Source organism: Pseudoalteromonas haloplanktis ATCC 14393, assembly GCF_000238355.1.
GTDB classification, from domain to species: domain Bacteria; phylum Pseudomonadota; class Gammaproteobacteria; order Enterobacterales; family Alteromonadaceae; genus Pseudoalteromonas; species Pseudoalteromonas haloplanktis.
The window spans coordinates 357,856-373,658 of the sequence record NZ_AHCA01000002.1 but is presented as its reverse complement, the minus strand read 5'-3'; the positions used below and the strand labels follow the sequence as shown (position 1 = coordinate 373,658).

General features: G+C 41.6%; 11 protein-coding genes and 3 pseudogenes. 11 read left to right on the top strand and 3 right to left on the bottom strand.

What is annotated here, in order from left to right; genetic code table 11:
• The first annotated feature begins 72 nt into the window (after positions 1 to 72).
• The 5 genes from PHAL_RS0105845 (at position 73) to PHAL_RS0105825 (ending at position 9,347) form a co-directional block, all read left to right on the top strand.
• Positions 73 to 1,569: a tryptophan halogenase family protein gene (locus PHAL_RS0105845; protein WP_016707487.1), complete on the top strand. Its 1,497-nt coding sequence runs from the start codon at positions 73 to 75 to the stop codon at positions 1,567 to 1,569.
• A 1-nt stretch (position 1,570) separates the two neighbouring features.
• Complete coding sequence (locus tag PHAL_RS0105840; protein WP_016707486.1) at positions 1,571 to 3,427, top strand: glycoside hydrolase family 13 protein; 1,857 nt, start codon at positions 1,571 to 1,573, stop codon at positions 3,425 to 3,427.
• 116 nt (positions 3,428 to 3,543) lie between these two features.
• Positions 3,544 to 5,439: an alpha-amylase family protein gene (locus tag PHAL_RS0105835; RefSeq protein WP_016707485.1), complete on the top strand. Its 1,896-nt coding sequence runs from the start codon at positions 3,544 to 3,546 to the stop codon at positions 5,437 to 5,439.
• On the top strand, positions 5,429 to 6,919 hold the full coding sequence (locus PHAL_RS0105830; protein ID WP_016707484.1) for an MFS transporter: 1,491 nt from the start codon (positions 5,429 to 5,431) through the stop codon (positions 6,917 to 6,919). Before PHAL_RS0105835 ends, PHAL_RS0105830 begins: the two co-directional genes overlap by 11 nt.
• 22 nt (positions 6,920 to 6,941) lie before the next feature.
• A complete protein-coding gene (locus PHAL_RS0105825; RefSeq protein WP_016707483.1) occupies positions 6,942 to 9,347 on the top strand; it encodes a glycoside hydrolase family 15 protein in 2,406 nt (801 codons plus the stop codon).
• A 123-nt stretch (positions 9,348 to 9,470) separates the two neighbouring features.
• Here the strand turns inward: PHAL_RS0105825 and PHAL_RS0105820 are convergent.
• Positions 9,471 to 9,802: pseudogene (locus tag PHAL_RS0105820) on the bottom strand (site-specific integrase); the annotation flags it as partial.
• Positions 9,803 to 10,108: 306 nt separating this feature from the next.
• Here PHAL_RS0105820 and PHAL_RS24215 point away from each other — a divergent pair.
• From PHAL_RS24215 to PHAL_RS0105800, 3 genes are all read left to right on the top strand, one after another.
• Positions 10,109 to 10,267 (top strand): hypothetical protein, encoded by a 159-nt coding sequence (locus PHAL_RS24215; protein ID WP_157589021.1) that lies wholly within the window; start codon positions 10,109 to 10,111, stop codon positions 10,265 to 10,267.
• A 176-nt stretch (positions 10,268 to 10,443) separates the two neighbouring features.
• Positions 10,444 to 11,043 carry a DUF3885 domain-containing protein gene (locus tag PHAL_RS0105805; RefSeq protein ID WP_016707480.1) on the top strand — a complete coding sequence of 200 codons (600 nt, stop codon included), beginning with the start codon at positions 10,444 to 10,446 and terminating at the stop codon, positions 11,041 to 11,043.
• A gap of 137 nt (positions 11,044 to 11,180) precedes the next feature.
• Positions 11,181 to 12,062, top strand: a complete 882-nt coding sequence (locus PHAL_RS0105800) for an NAD-dependent epimerase/dehydratase family protein (protein ID WP_016707479.1) — start codon at positions 11,181 to 11,183, stop codon at positions 12,060 to 12,062.
• Positions 12,063 to 12,144: 82 nt separating this feature from the next.
• Here the strand turns inward: PHAL_RS0105800 and PHAL_RS22810 are convergent.
• Positions 12,145 to 12,585, bottom strand: a pseudogene (locus PHAL_RS22810) (group II intron maturase-specific domain-containing protein); the annotation flags it as partial.
• 88 nt (positions 12,586 to 12,673) lie between these two features.
• Between PHAL_RS22810 and PHAL_RS0105790 the strand changes: the two are divergent.
• Positions 12,674 to 13,678: a transposase gene (locus tag PHAL_RS0105790; protein WP_016707477.1), complete on the top strand. Its 1,005-nt coding sequence runs from the start codon at positions 12,674 to 12,676 to the stop codon at positions 13,676 to 13,678.
• Positions 13,679 to 14,046: 368 nt separating this feature from the next.
• Here PHAL_RS0105790 and PHAL_RS23770 read toward each other — a convergent pair.
• Positions 14,047 to 14,366, bottom strand: a pseudogene (locus tag PHAL_RS23770) (IS110 family transposase); the annotation flags it as partial.
• 209 nt (positions 14,367 to 14,575) lie between these two features.
• On the opposite strand from PHAL_RS23770, the gene PHAL_RS0105785 reads away from it, so the two are divergent.
• Together PHAL_RS0105785 and PHAL_RS22805 are read left to right on the top strand one after the other, a co-directional pair.
• Positions 14,576 to 14,962 carry a hypothetical protein gene (locus PHAL_RS0105785; protein ID WP_016707476.1) on the top strand — a complete coding sequence of 129 codons (387 nt, stop codon included), beginning with the start codon at positions 14,576 to 14,578 and terminating at the stop codon, positions 14,960 to 14,962.
• Positions 14,963 to 15,147: 185 nt separating this feature from the next.
• A complete protein-coding gene (locus tag PHAL_RS22805; protein ID WP_308700763.1) occupies positions 15,148 to 15,753 on the top strand; it encodes a polysaccharide deacetylase family protein in 606 nt (201 codons plus the stop codon).
• The last annotated feature ends 50 nt before the right edge of the window (positions 15,754 to 15,803 follow it).

Sequence of the window (15,803 nt, the reverse complement as noted above, 5' to 3'; positions counted from 1 at the left end):
CCCTTGTGAATTGTTTTACAAGGGCTTTTTTATATCGACTACACTTATGTAAACGCAAGTGGAGCAGGTGCTATGCAAAAGCAACAAATAAAAGACGTGGTAATAGCGGGTGGTGGCACCGCTGGGTGGATCACCGCAGCGCTACTTAATAAAGTGCTCGGTAAGGTTGTTAACATTACCCTTGTTGAGTCAGAGCAAATAGGCACTGTAGGCGTAGGCGAAGCGAGTATTCCGCCGATCCTTCACCTTAATGCGGCACTGGGTATACCAGAGAACGAGTTTATAAAAGCAACCCAAGCCACTATTAAATTGGGGATTGAATTTGAAAACTGGCGAGCACCACAACACAGCTACATGCATGCTTTTGGCGATATTGGCAAAGACTTTCCGCTTTGTGAATTCTACCATTTTTGGTTAAGAGCAAAGCAGCAAGGGACGGGTGCTGATTTTTGGGACTTTTCCCTCAATTACCAAGCTGCCAAACAGCATAAGTTTGCTCACTTAACGCATATACCCAACACACAGCTCACAGGCTTAAATTACGCCTACCATTTTGATGCAACCCTGTACGGTGAGTTTTTAAAAGAGCTGACAATTTCGCGCGGCGTTAAACGTATTGAAGGTAAAATAGCCAACGTAAAACAATGTGAAGAGAGCGGTTTTGTTCGCGCCTTAGCGCTTGATGATGGGCAGTCAATATCAGGTGACTTATTTATTGATTGTACGGGGCTGCGAGCATTGTTGATTGAGCAAACCCTTAATACAGGTTTTGAAGATTGGTCGCACTGGTTAGCCTGTGATAGCGCAATTGCAGTACAAACTCAAAGTTCGAATGATCCCGTTCCTTACACACGCTCGATTGCGCATGATGCAGGTTGGCAATGGCAAATACCACTTCAGCACCGCGTTGGTAATGGCTTGGTGTTTTCAAGCCGCCATATGACGGATGAACAGGCTAAACAACAGTTATTAGATAATCTACCCGGCGAGCCTATCACTGAGCCGCGGGTTATTCGTTTTAAAACGGGACGCCGTCGCAAACAGTGGCATAAAAATGTGGTTTCTGTGGGTTTATCAAATGGCTTTTTAGAACCATTAGAATCAACCAGTATTCATTTAATACAAACGGCAGCTATTCGTCTAATTAAACTGTTTCCGCATGACGGAATTGATGAAACCTTGATTGATACCTTCAATCAACAAAGCCAAACTGAAATTGAGCGCATACGAGATTTTATCATTTTGCATTACAAATTAACCGAACGCACAGATAGTGCATTTTGGCGTCAATGTAAGCAAATGAGTATTCCAGACACACTGCAAAAGAAAATCGATTTATTTAAAGCCACTGGCAAAATTATACGCCAAGATGACGAGCTGTTTGCTGAAGTTGCGTGGCAACAAGTCATGATAGGACAAGGGCTTGAAGCCGACGATTTTCATCCCTTAGCCAATACCCTCAACGATGAACAATTAGCCGAGCTATTCACAAATTTAAAAACGTTAATTGACGGGACAGTAAACCAATTGCCAACCCACAATGAATTTTTGCAGAGGATGAAGCAATAATATGAAAAAACTCATTCACACACTTTTAGCAGGCTCGTTATTAACGACTTGTTTAGCCACAACTTCAGCAGTCAATGCAATGACTGTATCACCACAAAACTGGTGGGCGGGAATGCAAAACAGCTCATTGCAAATCATGCTGCATGAAACTGAAATTGCTAAACAACAATGGTATCTAGAATCATACCCAGGCGTTGAGCTAAAAAGTATTACCAAGACCGATAACGCAAATTACGCATTTATAAATCTTGAGATTAGCCCAAATGCCAAGCCGGGTAAGTTACTGTTTAAAAATAGAGCGGGAGATCAGTTTGAATACCCACTATTAGCACGCAGTAACCATAGCGCTGAGCGCCAAGGTTTTGATAGTGGCGATACCATTTACCTCATTAATCCTGACCGTTTTGCCAATGGCGACAGCAGTAACGATACGGTTCAAGGTATGGCAGAGGCTGCAAACCCAAGTGAACGAGGTGGGCGTCATGGCGGTGATATTCAAGGTATTATCAATGCGCTGCCATACCTAGATGAATTAGGAGTTACGCAGTTATGGTTAACCCCACCGCTTGAAAACAACATGCCAAGTTATTCGTATCATGGTTATGCCATTACAGACTTTTACAACATAGACTCACGTATGGGCTCGAACGAACTTTACCGCGAGTTATCAGCAAAAGCGAAACAACACGGCATCGGCTTAGTGATGGATTTAGTACTGAATCACTTTGGCTCAGAGCACGAGTGGATGAAAGATAAACCCACTACCGACTGGATAAACTTTAATGGCGATTTTGCTGATGGTAAACATGCAACCAGTCATGCGCGGCAAACAATTCAAGACCCTCATGCCAGTGAGTTTGATAAGCGCCAGTTTAGTGATGGCTGGTTTGTATCAACCATGCCAGATCTAAATCAGCGCCAGCCTTTATTAGCTACCTACCTTATTCAAAATGCCATTTGGTGGATTGAATACGCTGATTTAAGCGGTATTCGCGTTGATACTTATTCATATTCAGACAAAGCGTTTTTAGCTGATTGGACCAAGGCGATTATGGCTGAGTACCCGAACTTTAATATTGTGGGAGAAGAGTGGACCTCAAACCCAGCAATTGCCTCGTATTGGCAAGCTGGAAAAATAAATAACGATGGCTATACGTCAAGCCTGCCAAGTGTAATGGATTTTTCTTTACAAGAGTCGCTTATTCAAGCACTTAATGAAGACGAAAGCTGGAATACCGGGTGGGTCAAAGTGTATGAATCGCTTGCCAATGATTTTTTATACCCAAACCCAGATAACTTACTCGTGTTTGCCGATAACCACGATATGAGCCGTGTTTATACTGAGCTTAAACAAAACTTAGCCAAAACCAAAATGGCGATGACCATGCTGCTTACCACGCGGGGTATTGCACAAATGTATTATGGTACTGAGGTACTACTAGATAACACCGGCAGTAGCGATCATGGTGATATACGTATTGATTTTCCCGGTGGCTTTGCAGGACAAAAAACAAACGCGTTTACAGGCCAAGGCTTAAATAGCGATCAAGTTGATATGCAGCAAACCATAACCACACTGCTTAACTTTAGAAAAAATAGCCCAGCGATTGCAAAAGGAAAGCTGACACACTTTAGCCCAAAACAGGGAGTGTATAGCTACGCCCGTATTAGCGAACAACAAACTGTGTTGGTATTTTTAAATAAAAATACCACAGCTAAAACCTGGTCGTTAGATTATATGCGTGAAGTGCTAGGGAACCATAAAAGTGCGACCGCCTTATTCAACAAACAAAAGGTGAAACTAACCAAACCGCTCACCTTACCTGCGGTGAGCGCCCTAGTATTAGTTATTGAATAACGTGAATACGTATGCAAATACTGTCAGTCAGCGGCAGTTCACATTAGTATCATAGCTATAATAAAAATGACGGTTTAATTACATATTGTTAAACCGTCTGGATAAGTAAGAAGATTATGACAACAAACAAAACCACAATTAGCTCACTTAAGTATGGTTCGTTGCTTTTGGCCAGCAGTGTACTGTTAACTGCTTGCTCAAAGCAGCCTGAGCCTGAAGCAAACGAGCAACAAGTTGCAAAGCAGCAATTTAGCGAACATTCAAAGCCAGTTGTATACCAAGTGTTTACCCGTCTGTTTGGTAATACCCAAACAGCAAATGTGCCTTGGGGTACAAAAGAGCAAAATGGTGTGGGCACATTTAGTGACTTTAATGATGCTGCATTATCAGGCATTAAAGAGCTTGGCACGACTCACATTTGGTATACCGGCGTTTTACACCACGCATTGGTGGGTGATTATAGCCAATATGGAATTAGCCAAGATGATCCTGATGTTGTAAAAGGGCGTGCAGGCTCACCTTATGCGATTAAAGACTATTACGATGTAAACCCAGATTTAGCAATTAATCCTGAACGTCGATTAGAAGAGTTTTCAGCGTTAATAGAGCGCACCCATCAACATGGTATGAAAGTGGTTATTGATATCGTGCCAAATCATGTTGCACGTCATTATAAGTCAACCGCAAAACCTGCTGGCGTAAAAGATTTTGGTGAACAAGATGACACCAGCGTAGAGTATGCTCGCGATAATAACTTTTATTATGTAACAGGGCAGTCGTTTCAAGTGCCAACTAGCGAAGGCTATCAAGTACTTGGTGGTAACGCGCATCCATTAGCCGATAACTTATTTGATGAAACACCCGCTAAGTGGACGGGGAACGGCGCACGTGCTGCTAAACCAGATATAAACGATTGGTACGAAACAGTTAAAGTTAACTATGGGGTAAAACCAGACGGCAGTTATGACTTTCCCACTTTACCAAGCGATTATGCTACTAAGGATTTACGCGCTCATTTTGAGTTTTGGCAAGATAAAGACTTACCTAACAGCTGGTACAAATTTAGAGATATTGCACTGTACTGGCTCGATAAAGGCGTAGATGGCTTTCGCTATGATATGGCTGAAATGGTGCCCGTGGAGTTTTGGAGCTTTTTAAACTCGTCGATTAAAATGCACAACCCAGATGCATTTTTATTGGCCGAAGTATACAACCCCACTTTATACCGCCCTTATATTCATCAAGGGAAGATGGATTACCTCTACGACAAAGTAGGCTTTTACGACACGCTTAAAGGCGTTATGCAAGGCAAGCAAGCTGCAAACAGCATTTTTGCGCCACAGCAAGCCGTTGCAGACATTGAACAACACATGTTGCACTTTTTAGAAAATCATGACGAGCAACGTATCGCAAGCCCTGACTTTGCAGGTAGTGCTGACAAAGGCAAACCAGCGCTGGTGGTATCAAACCTTATTAGCCGCGCGCCGACACTATTATATTTTGGTCAAGATGTAGGTGAAGACGGCTCTGAAGATGCCGGTTTTGGTAAACCAACTCGTACCAGTATTTTTGATTATATTGGCGTGCCAGCGCATCAAGCGTGGATGAATAATGGCAAATTTGACGGTGGTGCGTTAACTACTGAGCAAAACCAACTGCGTGAATATTACAAATCAGTGATGGCACTAAGTAAGCACCCAGCGATTGTAGCCGGTGACATGCAACCACTTACGGTTACAGGGAGTGAGCACGTTGCTGCGTTTAGTCGTAATATTGGCAAGCAACAATTATGGGTTGTAAGTAATTTTGCGAGCGTACAAACAATCGTCACTATTGAAATTCCAATGACCACCTTAGTTGATAATAAGCGTGGCGAGTTTAAGTTACTGGATTTACTGGAAGCAAACCAAACAGCAGTAATCACTATTACCGAACAACATGCACAGATCAGCTTAACTTTAAATGCGCTTAGCAGTGCAGTATTAACCACTGGAGCACATAATGAGAGATAACAAACCCGATTTAAGCTTTTGGCAAATATGGAATATGTGCTTTGGCTTTTTAGGTATTCAATTTGGCTTTGCGCTGCAAAACGGTAACGTGAGCCGGATATTTCAAACATTGGGTGCAAACGTTGATGACATTCCTATTTTATGGGTGGCAGCGCCGTTAACAGGCTTAATTGTGCAACCGATCATAGGGTATTGGAGCGATAAAACCTGGGGCAAACTAGGGCGTCGCCGCCCGTTCTTTTTATACGGCGCTATTTTAACGACCTTATCGCTGTTTATTATGCCCAACTCTCCTACATTATGGATAGCGGCAGGCATGCTGTGGATCATGGATGCCTCTATTAACGTAACCATGGAACCATTTCGTGCTTTAGTGGGCGATAACCTCCCGAAAAAACAGCGAGCAACGGGCTATGCCATGCAAAGCTTTTTTATTGGGGTAGGCGCGGTTGTGGCCTCAGCATTACCGTGGATGATGACCAATTGGTTTGATATTGCTAATACCGCACCACAGGGGCAAATTCCAGATTCAGTGAAGTATTCATTTTACTTTGGCGGAGTCATTTTATTAATTGCGGTTGGCTGGACGATTCTAACCACCAAAGAATATTCACCTGAGCAGCTGGCTAAATTTAACGAGCAAGACAGCGTTGATGAACCACAAAGCATAACCAATACAGTTAACTTTACTAAAGGCGGTATTATTTTTACTGTACTCGGTTTAGCTGTGCTTGGGCTTGTAACAGGGCTAAAGCTTGAAAAAGAGCTTTATCTACTTGCTGGTGGCTTAGTGAGCTTTGGCGTTATTCAATTTATTGCGGGTGCACTTAAGGCAAAGCAAGCAACAACGGGCGGCTTTTACCAAGTCGTTAACGATGTATTCACTATGCCAGAGGCGATGAAACAACTCGCATGGGTGCAGTTCTTTAGTTGGTTTGCACTGTTTGCAATGTGGATTTACACCACCTCAGCGGTTACTAGCTTTCATTACGGTAGCAGCGATACCAGCTCTGCGGCGTACAACAACGGCGCTGATTGGGTCGGTATTTTGTTTGCTGCTTACAACGGTTTTGCCGCAATTGCCGCGTTATGTATCCCGATCATCGTAAAGCGTGTGGGCTTAAAGCTCGCGCATGCCATCAACTTAATATTAGGTGCGCTAGGGTTAGTTAGCTTTATAGTAATCAAAGATCCAACATTACTTATTTGGCCAATGATAGGCATTGGTTTTGCGTGGGCATCTATTTTATCACTGCCGTACGCCATGTTAAGTACCTCAGTACCGAGCCATAAAATGGGCGTATATATGGGGATTTTTAACTTTTTTATCGTGATCCCACAATTACTCGCAGCTAGCGTACTTGGCCTCATTTTACGTCACTTCTTTGAGAATCAACCTATTTATGCATTAGTGCTAGGCGCTGTGTCATTTGTATTGGCGGCTGTTGCTGTACTGCGTGTTAAGCACACTAATCACTAAGAGAAAGAATTAAGGGTAAAAAATGAAAAAATACAACATCATCACCACAAGTTTACTTATGCTGGGCTTAACAGCTTGCAGCACTGAACAAGCAAGAACGGATACACACGTCACTTCGCAATTATCAGCACCGGGTGCGCCTGGCGCAGAGCCATTTTGGGCATACTCAGGTAAAACCGGTATTGGCACATCATTTGAGCAATACCAAAACGGCGCATACAGCGATAATGCAGCAACAGGCACAGTATCCAAAGTATGGTTTTCGATTGCTAAAGGCATGATCACCGAAACCATGTTTGGGCTTATTCACCAAGCGCAAATTAAAGACATGCAGTTTGTGGTTGTCGGTAAAGATTTTACCGTCACAGAAGCCGACGACCTTGATGTTACGATTGATTATTTATACAAAGATGCGCAAGGTCGCCCGTTATCACTGGCTTACAAAGTAACCAGCACAGACAAACAAGGCCGCTTTAGTTTAGAAAAACACATATTTACCGACCCAGACGGGCAAACTTTATTTGTTCGCAGTATTTTTAATACCAAGCTTGATGGCGTAAAAGCTTATGTAAGTGTTAACCCATATATTGATAACAACGGCCTTGATGACTTTGCCAAAACCACTGAGCAAGGCTTGGTTGCTTGGCAGGGCGATAGTTACTTATCACTACAAGGCGCAAAACCGTTTAAACAAACCAGTGTTGGTTTTACAGGCAAAAGCGATGGCTTAAATGAGCTTAAAACCTCACGACAACTAAACAATGTATATACCAATACCGGTGAGCAGTCAGGTAATGTGAGCTTACTCGCCGAGCTGGGTGAGATTGGCAAAAACAGCCAATTTGATTTAACCCTAAGTTTTGGTAACAACGAGCAAGCAAGCTTTAAAGAAGGCCAAGCAAGTTTAGCTCGTGGCTATGAAAATGTACTTGATAACTACAACGGCAAAGGTGAGGCATTAGGCTGGCAAGACTACTTACAAAACCTTGCGCCGCTTAATACCATGACTGCGCAAACAGCTGATAACGGCAAACTACTTTACACCAGTGCCATGGTGTTAAAAGCGCAAGAAGATAAAACCCATGCAGGCGCGCTTATAGCGTCGTTATCAAATCCTTGGGGCGAAACGGTATCAGCAAAAACGGGTTCAACTGGTTATAAAGCGGTATGGGTGCGTGACTTTTATCAAGTAGCCATGGCGTTCATGGCAATGGGTGATACCGACACGGCTAAAACCGCATTCGAATACCTTGAAAAAGTACAAGTAAACGCCAATACCCCGGGTAACAATGGCGATACTGGCTGGTTCTTACAAAAAACGCACGTCGACGGTGAACTTGAATGGGTAGGCGTACAGCTTGACCAAACAGCCATGCCTATTATGCTTGCGTGGAAACTGCACCAAGCCAATGTATTAACAGATGCTGAGCTAACTGATTGGTACGGCCGTATGTTAAAACCCGCTGCTGACTTTTTAGTTGACGGTGGCCGCGCTAAAATCTTGTGGAACGACATGCAAATCACGCCGCCAGCCACACAACAAGAGCGCTGGGAAGAGCAAGAAGGTTATTCACCTTCAACAACCGCTGCTGTTGTAGCAGGTTTAATTACCGCCGCTGATATAGCTAAACTTGCAGGTGATGAGCAAAACGCAGAGCGTTACCTTGAAACCGCTAAAAAATACAATAGCGACATTGAAAGCATGATGTTCACCACCGCAGGTAATTTAGAATCAAGCAATTCAGACGGTGAGTATTTTATTCGTATCGGCCAAGATAAAGACGCCAATTCAAACACTAAAATTAATGCCAATAATGGTCGCGAAGGCTTTAATAAAAAGCAAATTTTAGACGGTGGCTTTTTAGAGTTAGTACGCTACGGTGTGCGCGATGCACTTGCTCCAAGCATTGTAAAAACCTTACCTGAGTATGACGATGAAACCTTAGCCGATAACTTACAAGTTAAGTACAGCTATCAGTTTAGCGATGGCAGCGGCTCATTCCCAGGCTACCGCCGTTATGGTAACGACGGTTACGGCGAAGATGAAGTAACTGGCACAAACTACGCCGAAGGCGGGCAAAACACCCCAGGCCAACGCGGCCGTGTTTGGCCGTTTTTCACAGGTGAGCGCGGCCATTATGAAATAGCCGCAGCTAATGCCACGCAATCGTTAAACGCAGACAAGCAACAATCTATTAAAAACACTTATGTGAAAGGATTAGAGCAGTTTGCTAACGAAGGCATGATGCTCCCTGAGCAAGTATGGGATGGCGTAGGCAATAACAAAGCAGGCTATCAATTAGGCGAGGGCACTAACTCCGCCACGCCACTTGCGTGGACACATGCAGAATACGTTAAATTGGTTCGCTCATTAAGCGACAAACACGTATGGGATCACTACCCAGTGGTTGAAAAAGCACTAAAGTAAGTTTGTTTAACCAGTAATACTTAGCACTCAAAAGCCACGGTTAACTGCCGTGGTTTTTTTATGGAAATTTAAAATATCAATGCGTTATCAAGTCATGTAGCAGCGATTTTATATCGCGTATTGAACTTCTGTTTGTGTCAGCACAACGGGTAATTTTCTTCGGCGTTCACTTTTACAAAGTTTAATGATAATGAGAGGGGACACTTAATTATTTCTTTGTATAAGAAACTTAGCGCATTCAATGCCTGTGCTTGTGTGCCTTGCGCTACATTTTGCGAGTTTACTAAATGGTTTAAATATAATTCTACTTGAGTGTCTCCCATAGAGCTTGGGTGCTGCATATTGTTAAAACGAATATAGGCAGCTATCCAAAACAGGAAAGCTTCAATAGTACTCTTTGCATACCGCTTGCTATACATATGATCTTTAATCATGCTTAGAAAAAGAGATTTCATAAATAATTTTCAACTTTCCAAGTGGTGCTGTATGTATAGACAGTTATTTGTGTTTTGTCCAATAACATTATTAAAAGTCGTTTTGGTGTATTTTAGCAGCGGTAATTTTATAACATACGTAATTGTCTGTTTACATTGGAGTTGTTTAGTGGAATTATTAAGCCATGTAATATACGCCGTTTTGGGGTGTCATAACCCCCCAAAGTGGCGTTCTATAAGCGTTATGTGTTTCTGAGGTATTGAGTGTCGAAAAAGTTAGAAGTAATATCAAAATCTGACTTGGAAAAGATGCACACAGGCACTTTGATGAGTCGAAGGAATGCATTATTAAAATGTGAAGAGTCGTTTGAGATGTCAGATCAATATCAAGCGGCTAAAAATGATGGAATTGAGTTTAAAAATACTCCGCAATGGAAGCAAGCATATCAAAGTTGTCCTATCAACTCGCGAGAATATTCCAAATAAACAAGAACGCAAGGCGTTGCGTCAAGCTAAAGCCAAGCAGTCATGGTAAGTGTAAATGTAAAAACACATAACAAACAGTTTAAAAGCGGACAAAATTCAGTTGGCTGGTTTCGCTCCGCTTCACATTATAGCCAACCAAATTTTGCCTTTTAACTGAGGCGTTAGAGAGCACAGGAATGATCGAGGAAGCATTTAATACCTTTGGAAAACATTCATTCCAACATGCCATATTCTACTCGAACCAAGATTGCTTAAGGTTTGAGCTTTCAGAAGGTGCTGAATTTGATTCCAGAGTCTCGATGTTTCAGACGGCTTTAAGTAGAACAACTGAGGTTCTTAATACTGTTTTTGAAAAATCTGAGAAAGTATCAATATGCTTTGCATTTGCTGGAAATTCGTTCATTGAAAACTTATCTCAATTCAAGGAATTCAAAAGCCTAGGGTTCACCATACCCAAGAAGCGCTACATACATAGTGAATGGGACGAGGACGAAGATTGGCATCGCAACTATATATTCTTCACTATCGACAAATCAGAACTACATAAACTATTGTTTGGCTGCCTTGCGAATGAATTAGGAATAAATCCATCATTTTGGTTCAGTATGTATGTTTTCGATGTAAAACTTGGTGTTTTAGCTCATCCATATGACGATAGAGGTATGGATTTGGTAGGCCCTAATAAATTTATCTTGCGAAGAATTTATAAGCATTATAGTAATTGGCTTCTAAACTACGATTTACCTGTTATGCGTCAGTGGTTTGGTGCTCTCTAACAAATGCATTATGTCGTTCGTAAACTCACTGGGACAAATCCTCGTTGGCTGGCGCTTCGCGCAGTATAGCCAACTCGCATTTGCCCCATATGCAAAGCGTTAGCTGCTTTGAGGTCAATCATTAGTAAGGTGTCGCAATGAAAATTTTGGTAACAGGCTCAGCGGGTAGAGTTGGGCGTGCAATCTATATTAAATTAATGCGAACACATGATGTAGTCGGCATTGATAAAACGCCTTGCTCAACAGCCGATTACATTGGTGATATTCGCGATAGTGCTCTGATGGATAGGGTTCTTGAAAATATTGATGTCATCGTTCATACAGCGGCTCTTCATGCGCCTCATGTTGGTTTGTTACCTGATTCAGAGTTTCAATCTATCAACGTAGATGCGACTGAGAAATTGGCTTTGGCTGGCGTAAAATCGGGTGTTAAACACTTTATTTTTACCAGTACAACGGCGTTGTACGGTTATGCTTCGACACCTAAAAATATTTCAGGTTGGATTGGTGAGGAAGTTACTCCACAACCCAAGTCGATTTATCATAAAAGTAAAATTGCTGCTGAAACTAAGCTAAAAGAAATTTCAAATCTGTTTCAGCTTCCCGTGACTGTGCTGCAAATGTCGAGATGCTTTCCTGAGCCCGCGGATTTAATGGCAGTATTTCGCCTGACTCGTGGCATTGATGCTCGCGATGTAGCAAATGCTCATTTATGTGCAGTGGAAAAACGTTTAAACGGTTTTAATTGCTTTATCATCTCAGGTGCAACACCTTTTCATTTTTCTGATTGCGAAGCTCTATATGCTGAAGCTGGAGCGGTTATCAAACGTAAGTGCCCAGAAATCGTTCTAGCATTTAAACAAAGAGGCTGGCAATTACCTCAAAGCTTAGATCGCGTATATGATTCATCGTTCGCACGTAAGAAATTAGGTTGGTCACCTATACATGGTTTTGAAAGTGTTTTAGAAATGCTAGATACTGAAACGGCAGAAGTATTACCAATTTTGAAACGCAGCTAATCGGGTAGCCGGAGGTCTCTAACCTCCAGCCCCCACACCACCCATCATGCGCTTTTTATTAACAGGAAGTGCAATGGGCGGTTCATCTCCCGTAATGAATATTGATCCAAATATCTCTTAATGACGCTAAACCTTGTGACTCTAGATAGTCATTGCCTATCGCAATGTTAATTCCTTTTGTTTTTGAGCTTCTACAAGGACCTTTACTGGTGATACCACATGCAATGGCGAGTCGTTCGCTAACACCCAATTTCATTAAACTGCGTACTTTGGTGCGAGGTTTGCGCCATTGCCGCCAGTAGCACATTCTTATCCTACGACGGATCCAGTGATCTAAATCCACCGTTAGCTGATAAGCGTTGGCTATTAGGTAGTAGTGTCCCCAGCCGCGCAAATACTGTGTGAGTTTATGAATTTGTAGGGTCATTGAGATCCCCCAGTTGCGGTTAGTGAGCTCCCTGACATTTGCTTTAAATTTCTTTAGCGCCTGTTCGTGGATCTGCACTTGACCGTAGCGGAAGGAGAGTAAAACAGGACAGGCACAATTTTTTTGCAAAATTCATAGCATCGACTACTGTTTTTATACACAGTTCAAATAAAGTGAATATTTTATGACTCGTGCAAGAAAAAAGCTGATTGATTTAGCATCCACATCTTATTATCACTTAATCTCACGCTGTGTTAGGCGAGCATTTTTGTGCGGAGATGATAAATATACAGGTAAAAACTTTGATCATCGACGGGAGTGGCTAGTAGATCGAATAAAGTTATTAAGTAGTGTATTTGCCATAGAAATTGCCGCTTATGCAGTTATGAGCAATCATTATCACCTTGTTGTTAACGTTAATAGGCGTCAAGCACTTGATTGGTCAGATGATGAAGTCATTAACCGCTGGTATCAGCTTTACAATGGCCATGCTCTGGTTGATCGTTACTTAAATGGAGAGAAATTAGATAAGGTAAGTGACCTATTTTTCAATGAGCTCATCGCAAAATGGCGTGAAAGACTCTATGACATTAGTTGGTATATGAAAAATCTCAATGAGTATATTGCCCGCGAAGCCAATAAAGAAGATAACTGCACGGGAAAATACTGGGAGGGGCGCTATAAATCACAAGCATTATTAGATGAAACCGCAGTACTTAGTTGCATGGCCTACGTCGATTTGAATCCTATCAGAGCAAACATAGCCGATACGCTTGAAGACAGTGATTTTACGTCAATTCAGGAGCGTATAGCGCATTTCAAAGCTTTTACTACAGACAGAGTTAAAGCAAATAAACCTCTTAAACAAAAAGAGATGTTTAAGCATGAAAGTCAACCAACAAAGCTCAAGCCATTTGGTGGCAACCACATTAAAAACACGCTCCCTTTTGCCTTACTGGATTACATTGAATTAGTCGATTGGAGTGGCCGTCACATAGATCCAAAGAAAAAAGGACATATCAACAAGGCTGTGCCAAAAGTGCTGCTCAATTTGAATATAGAAGAAGCGCACTGGCTTGAATCAATTCAACGTTTCAGGCAGCAATACTCAAATTTTGCAGGCAGTAAACAGCGGTTAAAGCAACAAGCAGCAACCAATGACGTGAAATGGTACAAAGGCGCAGGTTGAGTAAAGAGTGGAAGCCTCTCTAAGTAAATTGTCAAAAAAATACAATTAAGTTATCGATAAAAATTAAATCTCTAGAACATATTTATTACCTAAAATTCATTCCAAGCAACTCAACTCTACGTTTTGCAACAAACAGCGCATAAAAAATAATTATAACGTTATCCACGATGAGAGAGTTGTTTAATTTTCAACAGCAAAATACGCCTGTCCTTTTTTATCTTTTCAAGCAACTCAACTCTACGTTTTGCAATAAACAGCGCATAAAAAATAATTATAACGTTATCCACGATGAGAGAGTTGTTTAATTTTCAACAGCAAAATACGCCTGTCCTTTTTTATCTTTCACTTTTTTATCTTCTTTTTTATCCTTTTAAATCAGGGCTATGACGAACAATTTTGGTTCTTCGGCGCAATAAATCGCGCGTAGCACGCATATCTTTGTCATATACAAAGCATGACCAAGGATAAAGTCGATAGTGTGTTCTTTGCAAAAGTCAGCGACCCAATACCAGCAGTGCATGCACTCTACGCCAACCACAATGTCACCGATATACGGTTTAAGTAGTTTTAGCAGTGCGTCAGGATCATTTTTAATTTTCTTGTGAACAAGGATAAGTCCTGTATTATCAATGATACAGACGTAAAGTAATCGCGCGTGTAAATCAATTCCACAATAATATGGATTTATTGTAAAAGTTCATTGAGCTTTCTCCTGTAAGGTTGGTTGCCTTTTCAGCGTAGCGAATAATCGCGATGCTGGGGAGGAGGCTCAATGAGTATCAAGGTTATCAACCCGACCTCCACTGCGTTGTTTTGTTTGTGCTTTAACGCTACGCTAGCACAAACAAAACAACTCCGTTCCGGCTGGTTATAACGGCGTTATGTTTTGAGGTGTAAATGATTAGTCTGCTACTTTTGATGCTCAGTATTGAATTTGGGGTAGAAAGAGCCTGCTCTGATCCTGATGTCAAGATGCTTCAGGAGTTTGTGTTTAAAGTCGAACAAATTTCGACAGGTCCTATGGTTTTTGAGTATGGCTCTATCAAGTTAAACTCTCCTTTACCTGCAGGGTGCTCACTTTTAAATACTGAAGGAGTTATTCAGTTTGACGTTACCGATTCTGGACAAATAGTTAATTACACAGTTGTTTCCATGAGCCCGCCGAGGATACATACTCGAAGATTCATAAAAGCTATATCTGGTGGGAAAGTTAAACCTGAGGCTTACGGAACAAATGGTAATCAGTTGCTTATTCAGTATGTGCAGTATGAAAACAAACCATAACAAGGTGCGGCCTTCGGGGCCTGCGGCCCCTGCGACGCTCACAAGTTCGCGCGCATGCGCACGGCGTTATACGCGAATGGAGCCTGCATGAATATAATAATCAAACTATCTGCTTTAGTGCTGATCATATTTATTGCTCTATGGCAGGTGAGCAAGAATGAAAGTTTCAATTTTTTGGTAACCTTATTGATCGAGTAGAAACAACTGAAAAAATAGTCGCATTAACTTTTGATGATGGTCCAACTAAACATCAAACAAAAGAAATTCTCAAAGTCCTAGACGAGGCAGAAATTAAGGCTACATTTTACCTAGTCGGTAAATCTATCGAAGAAAACATTCAAGAAACTAAAAATATCATTGATAAAGGGCATGAAATTGGAAATCATTCATATACTCATCAACGTATGGTTTTGAAAAGTTATAGCTTTGTTGCAGAGGAGCTAGAAAAAACTAATGAGCTAATTACGCAGGCAGGTTATAGAGAAGAAATACGTTTTAGACCACCATATGGTAAGAAGTTGTTTGCACTGCCTTATTATCTCAATAATAAAAATATAACTACCGTTACTTGGGATGTGGAGCCTGAAACTTATTTAGATAAAAATGCTAGTGCAAGTGATATATCCGAATACGTTGTCCAAAATACTAAGCCGGGATCAATTATTCTTTTACATGTAATGTTTAAATCAAGAGTTAATTCACTAGCCGCTGTACCGTTAATTGTTCAGCAGTTAAGAGATAAAGGTTATCGCTTTGTTACAGTCTCTGATTTAATAGGCAATAGCGCATAATCGGGTAGCCCGAGGTCTCCTCCAGCCCCCACACCACCCATCATGTGTTT

Bases quoted from the DNA above. Each gene is read 5' to 3' on its own strand.
- PHAL_RS0105845 (WP_016707487.1), top strand. From the start codon at position 73: ATGCAAAAGCAACAAATAAAAGACGTGGTAATAGCGGGTGGTGGCACC.
- PHAL_RS0105840 (WP_016707486.1), top strand. From the start codon at position 1,571: ATGAAAAAACTCATTCACACACTTTTAGCAGGCTCGTTATTAACGACT.
- PHAL_RS0105835 (WP_016707485.1), top strand. From the start codon at position 3,544: ATGACAACAAACAAAACCACAATTAGCTCACTTAAGTATGGTTCGTTG.
- PHAL_RS0105830 (WP_016707484.1), top strand. From the start codon at position 5,429: ATGAGAGATAACAAACCCGATTTAAGCTTTTGGCAAATATGGAATATG.
- PHAL_RS0105825 (WP_016707483.1), top strand. From the start codon at position 6,942: ATGAAAAAATACAACATCATCACCACAAGTTTACTTATGCTGGGCTTA.
- PHAL_RS24215 (WP_157589021.1), top strand. From the start codon at position 10,109: ATGAGTCGAAGGAATGCATTATTAAAATGTGAAGAGTCGTTTGAGATG.
- PHAL_RS0105805 (WP_016707480.1), top strand. From the start codon at position 10,444: ATGATCGAGGAAGCATTTAATACCTTTGGAAAACATTCATTCCAACAT.
- PHAL_RS0105800 (WP_016707479.1), top strand. From the start codon at position 11,181: ATGAAAATTTTGGTAACAGGCTCAGCGGGTAGAGTTGGGCGTGCAATC.
- PHAL_RS0105790 (WP_016707477.1), top strand. From the start codon at position 12,674: ATGACTCGTGCAAGAAAAAAGCTGATTGATTTAGCATCCACATCTTAT.
- PHAL_RS0105785 (WP_016707476.1), top strand. From the start codon at position 14,576: ATGATTAGTCTGCTACTTTTGATGCTCAGTATTGAATTTGGGGTAGAA.